Source organism: Micromonospora sp. (assembly GCF_048594385.1).
Classification (GTDB): Bacteria; Actinomycetota; Actinomycetes; order Mycobacteriales; family Micromonosporaceae; genus Micromonospora; species Micromonospora wenchangensis.
In genome coordinates this window covers 1-8,385 of sequence record NZ_JBMDWU010000517.1, presented here as the reverse complement: position 1 = coordinate 8,385, position 8,385 = coordinate 1, and the positions used below count along the sequence as shown (strand labels likewise).

8 protein-coding genes are annotated in these 8,385 nt (G+C 76.3%); 5 read left to right on the top strand and 3 right to left on the bottom strand.

Annotated features, from left to right (window positions below; genetic code table 11):
• A partial coding sequence (locus ACOJTC_RS27565) for a DUF1015 family protein (protein WP_420119068.1) occupies window positions 1–738 on the top strand: 738 nt, incomplete at its 5' end.
• A 73-nt stretch (window positions 739–811) separates the two neighbouring features.
• Window positions 812–1,297: a ribose-5-phosphate isomerase gene (locus ACOJTC_RS27560; protein WP_088647123.1), complete on the top strand. Its 486-nt coding sequence runs from the start codon at window positions 812–814 to the stop codon at window positions 1,295–1,297.
• Between the two features lie 63 nt (window positions 1,298–1,360).
• Here the strand turns inward: ACOJTC_RS27560 and ACOJTC_RS27555 are convergent, their stop codons facing one another.
• Window positions 1,361–1,690, bottom strand: coding sequence for a hypothetical protein (locus ACOJTC_RS27555; protein WP_420119067.1), 330 nt, complete (start codon window positions 1,688–1,690; stop codon window positions 1,361–1,363).
• 123 nt (window positions 1,691–1,813) lie between these two features.
• On the opposite strand from ACOJTC_RS27555, the gene ACOJTC_RS27550 reads away from it, so the two are divergent.
• Together ACOJTC_RS27550 and ACOJTC_RS27545 are read left to right on the top strand one after the other, a co-directional pair.
• Complete coding sequence (locus ACOJTC_RS27550) at window positions 1,814–2,359, top strand: hypothetical protein (protein WP_204928036.1); 546 nt, start codon at window positions 1,814–1,816, stop codon at window positions 2,357–2,359.
• A 290-nt stretch (window positions 2,360–2,649) separates the two neighbouring features.
• A complete protein-coding gene (locus ACOJTC_RS27545; protein WP_204928035.1) occupies window positions 2,650–3,447 on the top strand; it encodes a serine protease in 798 nt (265 codons plus the stop codon).
• Window positions 3,448–3,558: 111 nt separating this feature from the next.
• Here ACOJTC_RS27545 and ACOJTC_RS27540 read toward each other — a convergent pair whose 3' ends face one another.
• On the bottom strand, window positions 3,559–6,609 hold the full coding sequence (locus tag ACOJTC_RS27540; protein WP_420119066.1) for an Hsp70 family protein: 3,051 nt from the start codon (window positions 6,607–6,609) through the stop codon (window positions 3,559–3,561).
• Between the two features lie 154 nt (window positions 6,610–6,763).
• On the bottom strand, window positions 6,764–7,588 hold the full coding sequence (locus ACOJTC_RS27535; RefSeq protein ID WP_420119065.1) for a DUF3152 domain-containing protein: 825 nt from the start codon (window positions 7,586–7,588) through the stop codon (window positions 6,764–6,766).
• A 140-nt stretch (window positions 7,589–7,728) separates the two neighbouring features.
• Here ACOJTC_RS27535 and ACOJTC_RS27530 point away from each other — a divergent pair, with 140 nt between their 5' ends.
• Entirely contained in the window at window positions 7,729–8,226 is a 498-nt protein-coding gene (locus ACOJTC_RS27530; RefSeq protein WP_420119064.1) for a SigE family RNA polymerase sigma factor, read from the top strand.
• Window positions 8,227–8,385: the final 159 nt, after the last annotated feature.

Here is an 8,385-nt window from a genome sequence, read left to right as displayed (position 1 = left end):
CGCGGTGACGAGCTGCACGCCGCGCTCGCGACGGCGACCGACACGGCGGGCGCGCCGGCCGCCACCGACACCGACCAGGCCGGCCGCACGCACGCCATCTGGCTGCTCGGCCCCGGCCCCGAGCAGGACGCGCTGACCGCGCTGGCCGGCGGCGGCGAACTGGTGGTCGCCGACGGCAACCACCGCAGCCTGGCCGCGCAGACCGGCGGCTTCCCGCGCTTCCTCGCGGTGGTCACCACCCCGGCGTCGGTCGCCATCCAGCCCTACAACCGGCTGGTCAGCGAGCTGCCCTGCACCCCCGACGAGCTGCTTGACCGGCTGCGCGCCGCCGGGGCGCAGCTCGCCCCGGTCGACGGCCCGGTCGAGGTCCCGGCGGCCGGCGGCACCGTGCACCTCCGCCTCGCCGGCCAGGGGTACGCGGTGACCCTGCCGCACGACGCGGACGCCGCCCGGCTGGAGAACCTCGACCACGCCCTGGTGGAGCGGCTGCTGCTGCGTGACGCCCTCGGCCTCGACCCGGGCGACAAGCGGATCACCTACGTCGGCGGCGACTACCCGGCGAGCTGGCTCACCAGCGAGGTCGACGCCGGCCGGGCCGAGCTCGCCGTCCTGATCGCCCCGGTGACGGTGGACGACTTCGTCGCGGTGAACCTGGCCCGGGAGAAGATGCCCCGCAAGAGCACCTGGTTCACCCCGAAGGCACGCGGCGGCCTGGTCGTCGCCGAGCTGCCCCGCTAGATCCTGTGACGAATCCGCCCCGGCACGCCGCCCCCACGGCGGGCCGGGGCGCGGCCCTGACAGACTGCCCGGTATGCGCGTCTACCTGGGATCCGATCACGCCGGTTTCGAGTTGAAGGTGCACCTGGCCAATCACCTGGCCAAGCAGGGCTACGAGCTGGTCGACGTCGGCCCGCACGCCTTCGACCCCGACGACGACTACCCGACCTTCTGCCTGCACACCGGCGACCGGGTGGTGGCCGACCCGGGCAGCCTGGGCGTGGTCATCGGCGGCTCCGGCAACGGCGAGCAGATCGCCGCCAACAAGGTCGCCGGCGTCCGGGCGGCGCTGGCCTGGAGCATCGAGACCGCCCAGCTCGGCCGGCAGCACAACGACGCCAACGTGGTGGCCGTCGGTGCCCGCCAGCACACCCTCGACGAGGCCGCCGCCATCGTCGAGGCGTTCCTCACCACCCCGTTCTCGGGCAACGAGCGGCACGCCCGGCGGATCGCCCAGGTGGCCGAGTACGAGCGCACCCGCGAGCTGCCCGAGCTGCCCGCCCCCGCCGACCTGTCCTGACCGCCGCCCGCGCCGGGCTGCTGCCGGCGATCCGTCGACCGGGCCGGTCACCGGCCGGCCCGGTCACCGACCCGAACGGGGCAGGTCCTCCCGGGGCACCCAGTTCCGCCGGATGATCACCAGGCGTTCCTCGGCCTCGGCCAGGTCCTGCTCGGTGGGGCGGGCCGCGTCCCGGGCCCGTAGCGCCGCCCGGACGCTGACCTGCGACGAGCCGGAACCGACCAGCCCGCGTAGCCCCCGCTCGCCGTCCTCGCCGCCCGGGGCCCGGCGGGCCCGTGGCGGTGGGGCCTCGTCGTGCACCTCGGCCGTCGCCGCCGTGGGCGGCTCCCCGCCGCCGGGCGTGGGCTCCGGCTGGGGCCGGAGCCGGCGTCGCCGCCGCTCCGCCTCCACCATGTCCCGACCGTACCGTCCGGTGGCCTCCGCCGGGCCGGGCCGGGCGCGGCAGTTTGTCCGCTCGCTACCCTCGAAGACGGTGGACCGGTCGACGGCCGGCACCGGTCATGGGGAGGAAACAAGATGGCAGACCAGACACAGCCGTGGGCCGAGCGGACCGTCGAGGTGCCACCCCAGCCCGGTGTCGGGGTGCCACCGCAGCGGGAACCGTTCCGCCGGGGCGTGGCCTCGGTGGGGCAGCCCCGGGCTCCGCGCACCGAGCCGTTCCCGGTGGTCGGGCACGAGCACGACCAGTCCGGCTGGTCCGAGCCCGCCGCGCCGCGCCGGCCGATGAGCTGGCACGTGGAGCAGTTGCGCCGGGGTGGCGAGTGGAGCGCGGCCGGCGCCCTCTTCGCCTTCGTCTGCTGGGGCATCTGGGCCATCTCCGGCCGGGGCGACCTCGGCGCTCCGCTGCTGACCTTCCTGCTCAGCCTGCTGGTGGCGGCCGGCCTGTTCGCGCTGTCCCGGCTACTCGGCCGGGTCATCCTGGAACGCCAGCTCGGCCGGGTCCGCCGCAGCGCCCGGGGCGCGCACCTGGTGACCGGGATCTTCCTGGCCGGGGTGGGCATCGCCTACCTGCAGCAGACCCAGTGGGTGATGGACGCCTGGAACTTCGTCACCGGCAACTGAGCCACCCGACCTCCGGTACGGCGGGCGGGCCGGGTGGTGACCCGGTCCGCCCGCGTCCGGTCGCGGGGTTGCCCGCGACACCGGTCGACTCCTCCAGGCCGGGCGCTGGCATACCCCGCCGCCCCGGCTTCATCCCCGCCCGGCCGGGTGATCCCGCGCGCCGCGCCGCACCGCCGGGCCGCGATCGTATGACCCCAACAGGATGTTGATGCACGTCGATTCGCCGCTCTAGGCTCCCGCCATCGAACCGGCGCCCCCACGAGGCGCGCCGCCGAGGGTTGGAGGCCCCCGTGAACCGTTGGCGCAGTCTCACCGGCCGGATGGCCGCCACGATCGTGGCGATCACCGCCGGGTCGCTCGTCCTGACCGCCCCGGCCACCGCCGCGCCCACCCCCGACGCGGCCCCGTCCGTCGTCGGCGGCACCCGGGCCGCGCAGGGCGAGTTCCCGTTCATGGTCCGGCTCTCCATGGGCTGCGGCGGGGCGCTCTACAGCCCCCGGCTGGTGCTCACCGCCGCCCACTGCGTGAACCGCACCGGCACGAACACCAGCATCACCGCGACCCTCGGCGCGGTCGACCTCCAGTCGAGCAGCCGTATCCAGGTCAAGTCCAACTACGTCTACCGGGCCCCCGGCTACAACGGCAGCGGCAAGGACTGGGCGCTCATCCGGCTCGCCACCCCCGTCACCTCGCAGGCCACCCTGCCCATCGCCACCACCACCGCGTACGACAACGGCACCTTCACCGTCGCCGGCTGGGGTGCCGCCCGGGAGGGTGGCGCGCAGCAGCGGTACCTGCTCAAGGCCACCGTGCCGTTCGTCAGCGACGCGAGCTGCTCGTCCTCCTACCCCGGCGAGCTGATCCCCGCCGAGGAGATTTGCGCCGGCTACGCCAGCGGTGGCACCGACACCTGCCAGGGTGACTCCGGCGGCCCGATGTTCCGCCGCGACGCCGCCAACGCCTGGATCCAGGTCGGCATCGTCAGCTGGGGCGACGGCTGCGCCCGGCCCAACGCCCCCGGCGTCTACACCCAGGTCAGCACGTTCGCCGCATCGATCGCCTCGGCCGCCGCCAGCCTCGGCGGCTGACCCACCGACCGCCCTCCGGGCCGCTGCGCCACCGACCGCCCCCGTGGCAGCCGGTGGCGCAGTGGTGTCCGGCCGTTCAGCCGTCCCCGGCGGCTCAGCCGTCCCCGGCCCTCAGCCGTCCCCGGCGAACCGGTACAGCACGAAGTCCCGCTCCGCCCCGCAGACGATCACCGACGTGTTCCACGCGCACGACTCGCTGCGGACGCCCTGCAGTTGCCCCATCTCGGTCAGCCCGCCGGACTTCGACACCCCGGCCAGGCTCCGGTCGTCCTCGACGCTGCTCGGCGTCTCGGCGAAGACCAGCAGGTTGCCGGCGTCGACCCGGGCCGCGACGCCCTTGCGGTCGGTCAGCACCGCCTTCCCGGCCGGGTCGAACAGGCTCACCGAGGTCTTCGGCAGCTCCCGCCGTACGAGCAGGTGCTCACCCACCGGCACCAGGCCCTGTCCGCCGGGCGCCGCCCAGCGGCGACTGCCCTTGCCCTCGGTGGCCGCGACCACCTCCGTGCGGTCGGCGTCGCCCTCCGGCACCTCCAGCAGGCAGGCCCGGTGCTCGCCGCAGGCCACCAGCGTGGTGACCCGCCGCTGCTCACCGGCGCTGTAGAGCACCGTCGGCTCGGCGAAGCTGCCCAGGTCGTAACCGAGCAGCTTGTATCCCCGGTCCTCCGCCACCACGTACAACCGGTCGCCGGACGCGACCATCCGGTCGCTGACGTCGGCGACCCCGTCGCGGCGACGCACCACCTCGCCGCTGTCCATGTCGAGCACCCGCACCGACCGGTCGGCACCCACCTGCACCAGCCGGTCGGCGTCGCCGAGCCAGGGGGTGTCGGACGTGCCGTCGAACCCGGCGGGACCGACCACGCTCTGCGCGGTGCCCACCCGCAGCACCGTGGTGCGGGTGTCGCCGTACTCGCTGCGGGGGTTGTCCAGGGTCCACTCCTGCCGGCCGTCGCGCAGCCGCAGCCCGACCAGGCGGCTGCCGGCGCGGTCCACCCAGACCAGCCGCTCCGGGGTGACGTGCACCGCATCGTCGCCCTGCACCGGCAACCGCCACCGTTCCCTGCCGTCGCCGGCGTCGAGCACCACCACGTCGCGGGGGGTGCTGTCGCCGGCCGCGTCCGCGACGACCAGCACCGCCCCCGGCACCGCCCGGACCCCCTTCCACCGCTCACTACCCGCTGCGATCGTGTTCCGCCATGCCTGCTTCCCGGTGCCGGCGTCGACCGCCACCACGGTCAACCGGTTGTCGGAAAGCTCGTAGGCCAGGTAGGCGCGGTCACCGAGCACGGCGGTGAACATCGCCGTCGGCCGGTCCCCACCGGCGGCGGGCCGGGCCACCTCGGTGAGCGTGTGGAACTCCAACGCCGGGTAACGGTCCCGGGTGAACCAGAGGGCCGCCGCGCCGAGCACGCCGAGCAGCGCCAGCCCCGCACCGAGCCCGATCCACAGCCGGCGACGCCCGCGCCGCACCGGCGTCGAGGGGCCGGCACCGGTCCCCGGTGGTGGCACCGCCCCCGGTGGTACGCCCGGCCAGCCCGTCGGATACCCGCCCTGGGCCGGTACGCCGCCCGGCACGGTCCCGTCCGGCGGCATCCCACCCGGGGTCGGCACGGGCGTCGCGCCTGATCCGACCACCGGTGTCCCACCGAACGCAGTGCCCGCCCCGGCCACCAGGGTCGCGCCGGGTCCCGCCGGCAGGGTCGCGTTCGGTTCCTGCGGGAGGGTGTGGCCCGGACCCGACGGGAGGATGTGGCCCGGGCCGGCGGGCGCTGCGCCCCCCGGCAGGGTGGCGGCCGCGTTGGCAGGTCGGCCGTCACCCGGACCGACCGGGGCGGACGCGGCGTCGGGTGCCCCCGGCGCGGCGTAGTGCGTCCCAGCGGCCGACGCCTGTGCCGGAGCGGCCGACGCCTGCGCCGGGGCGGGCGACGCCTGTGCCAGTTCGGCCGACGGCTGTGCCGGGGTGGGCGACGGCTGTGCCGGGGCGGGCCCGGCCGCGCCGGCCGACCCGGGACGCCGGCCCGGCCGGGGTAGCGGCAGGTCGGTGAGCGCCCCCTCGGCCACCGGCAGCTCGGGTTGCTCCAGCACGGTCGGCGCGACCCCCAGCTCGGCGTGCAGCAGCCGGGCCACCAGCGGCACCCGGGACGAGCCGCCGACGAGGAACAACCCGGCCAGCCGGTCCGGGGTGAGGCCCGCCTCGGCGACCACCTCCCGGGTCCGGGCGACCGCCCGGGTCAGCAGGGGAGTCGCGAGCTGCTCCAGCTCGGCCCGGCCGAGCGGGACGGCGGTCTCCAGGCCGGGCACCGCGACCGGGGCCACGGCGACCCGGGACAGCATCTCCTTCGCGCCGCGCACGTTGTCCCAGAGCTGCTGCCGGTCCCGCCACTGCCCGGTCGTCTCCGGTCGGGTCAGCCGGGCCCAGAGCGCCGCCTGCCCGTCACCGACCAGCTCGCCGACCCGGGCGAGCAGGGCCGCGTCGAGGTCCAGCCCGCCGAGATCGGCCATCCCGCCGGTGGCGATCACCGTGAAACCCGAGTCGCCCCACGGGTCGGCGCCCTCGTTACGGACGACCGCCACGTCCAGGGTGCCGCCGCCGAAGTCGAACACCGCCACCGACTCGCCCACCGGCACCGGCCGCCGCAGCACCTCCGTGTAGTAGCGGGCCGCCGCCACCGGTTCCCGCAGCAGCCGGGTGCCCACCGGCACCGGACCGGACATGGTGTGCTCGGCGGCCGACGGCCAACCGGCCAGCGCCAACGCGTCGTGCAGCACCTGCCGCCGGGGAGCCTCCCAGGCGGCAGGATAGGTGAGCACCGCCGGGGGCAGGAACCCCACCGTCGCCACCGCCTGTTCGGCGACCGTCCACAGGGTCGCGGCGAGCAGCTCCGCCGGGGCGTACGACCGGTCGCCGAGGAGGACCGTCGGCTCGTCCACCCGGCGTTTCGGGTTCGGCTCGTACCGGGTCGGGTCCGCCTGGGCCAGCCGCTGGGCGTCCCGGCCGACGTGCAACCGGCCCTCGGTGTCGGCGTAGACCCCGGAGGGGAGGATCGGCTGCCCGTCGACCAGCAGCGGTCGGGTCCGCCCGTCCGGCCAGCGCAGCACGGCCACCGTGTTGGACGTGCCCAGGTCGACGCCGAGGGCGTATCCGTCCTGCTGGCCTGCCATCCGTCGCTACCTCCACCGGACGAGGGGATGCCCGGTCCCGCATGGTACGCAGCCCCCGCCGCCCCCGGCCGGTCCGGCCGCTGCGCCCTCGCTCCGACGCCTCCCGGGGTCCGTCGCAGCCCTGGCGCAGCCGCGGGGTGCGGCCCGGCGGCCGTCAGGCCCGGCGGCCCGGCTCGGGTGGGGGGATCCGGTCGGCGTACGCGCCGGGCGGCCCGGAGTAGCGCCTACCGTCCCGGTACGGCGAGGCGTTGGCGGTGCACCCGTGCAGGCCCAGCGTCTGCTGCTGCATCACCGGGGCCGGCCGGCCCCGCCCCGGGCCCCGCTCGTGGCCGTGGCCGAGCCGGTGCCCGACCTCGTGGTTGACCACGTACCGCCGGTAGACGGCCAGGTCCGCGCCGTACCCCGGCACCCCCTTCACCCAGCGGGCCACGTTGATCACCACCCGGTCGCCGTTGCGGCACGAGGTGTACCCGTCCGCCGCGTCCCCGCACAGCTCGTCACGGGTGCCCGGGGTGGCCAGGTGGACGGTGAAGTCGGCCGGCCCGCCGGGGCCGACCCGCCACAGCCGCAGCGTCCCGCCCGTGGTCCACCCCTGCGGGGCGGTCAACGTCGCGCTGACCTCGGCGGCGAACTCCGCCACCGGCAGCCCCCGGATGTCGCGCTCCACCGCCACCCGGTACCGCAGCAACCGGCCGGTGCCCCGGGGTGCCGCCGGTTCGCCGGCCGCGACCTGCCAGCGGTTGGTCCCGTCCGCCGGGTAGCCGACCGGGGCGGGCCCGGACCGGGCGGGCGTCCCGGCGACCGATCCGACCGGTTGGGCGGACCCGTCCGCCCGGTCGGACCCCGCCGGGGCGGGTGTCGCCGTCGACCCGGCCGGGGAGGGCGGTGCCGCCGCCGGCATTCCGCAGCCGCTCAGCCAGGCCGCCATCAGCAGCGCCGTCACCGGCCGTCCGCGCCGGGCGCTACCCTTCGTCGCCATGGTGCCTCCTCCGCCCGCCGCCGGGCGGCGTCGGGCAGCGGGAAGGACGGGCGGCCCGCCGGAACAGTTGATCCCGTCGGGACTCAACCTTTCGGTGCCCCCGCCCGTCCTGTCCGGCGTGGCAATGGGGAAGAGCGGGCATGGCCCGGGGTGACGCCGAGTTCGTCGAGTTCGCCCGGTCCGCCTCCGGGCGGCTCAGACACGCCGCGTTCCTGATGACCGGCAACCACCACCAGGCCGAGGACGCCGCGCAGACCGCCCTGGTCCGCACGTACGCGTCCTGGTCGCGGCTCCGCGACCAGGACGCCTACGGGTACGCCCGCACGGTGCTGGTCAACCACCTCGTCGACGGGTGGCGGCGGCCGATCCGGGAGTACCCCACCGACGACCTGCCCGAGCAGCGGCGGGGCGACGTCGCCGACGACGTGGCCACCCGCCGCTGGCTGCTCGACATCCTCGGCGCGCTCAGCGCCCGCGAGCGGGCCATCGTGGTGCTCCGCTACTACTTCGACCTACCGGAGGCGCAGGTGGCCCGCGAACTGGGGGTATCGCTCGGCACGGTGAAGAGCACCGGTTCCCGGGCGTTGCAGAAGCTGCGCGCCACCGGGATCCCGGCGGCCCAGGGGACCGGCCGATGACCGAGTTGGAGCAGTTGCGCCGGGCGATGCGGGCGACCGAACGGCCGTACCCCGAGGATCTCGACCTGACCGTGATCATGCGGGACGGCCGGCGGCTGCGCCGACGCCGCCGGCTCGTCGGCGCGGGCGCGACGGCGCTGGCCACCGTGCTGGTGGCCG

Excerpts from the sequence above, each read along its gene's own strand:
- ACOJTC_RS27550 (WP_204928036.1), top strand. The coding sequence starts at position 1,814 with ATGGCAGACCAGACACAGCCGTGGGCCGAGCGGACCGTCGAGGTGCCA.
- ACOJTC_RS27560 (WP_088647123.1), top strand. The coding sequence starts at position 812 with ATGCGCGTCTACCTGGGATCCGATCACGCCGGTTTCGAGTTGAAGGTG.
- ACOJTC_RS27530 (WP_420119064.1), top strand. The coding sequence starts at position 7,729 with ATGGCCCGGGGTGACGCCGAGTTCGTCGAGTTCGCCCGGTCCGCCTCC.
- ACOJTC_RS27535 (WP_420119065.1), bottom strand. The coding sequence starts at position 7,588 with ATGGCGACGAAGGGTAGCGCCCGGCGCGGACGGCCGGTGACGGCGCTG.
- ACOJTC_RS27555 (WP_420119067.1), bottom strand. The coding sequence starts at position 1,690 with ATGGTGGAGGCGGAGCGGCGGCGACGCCGGCTCCGGCCCCAGCCGGAG.
- ACOJTC_RS27540 (WP_420119066.1), bottom strand. The coding sequence starts at position 6,609 with ATGGCAGGCCAGCAGGACGGATACGCCCTCGGCGTCGACCTGGGCACG.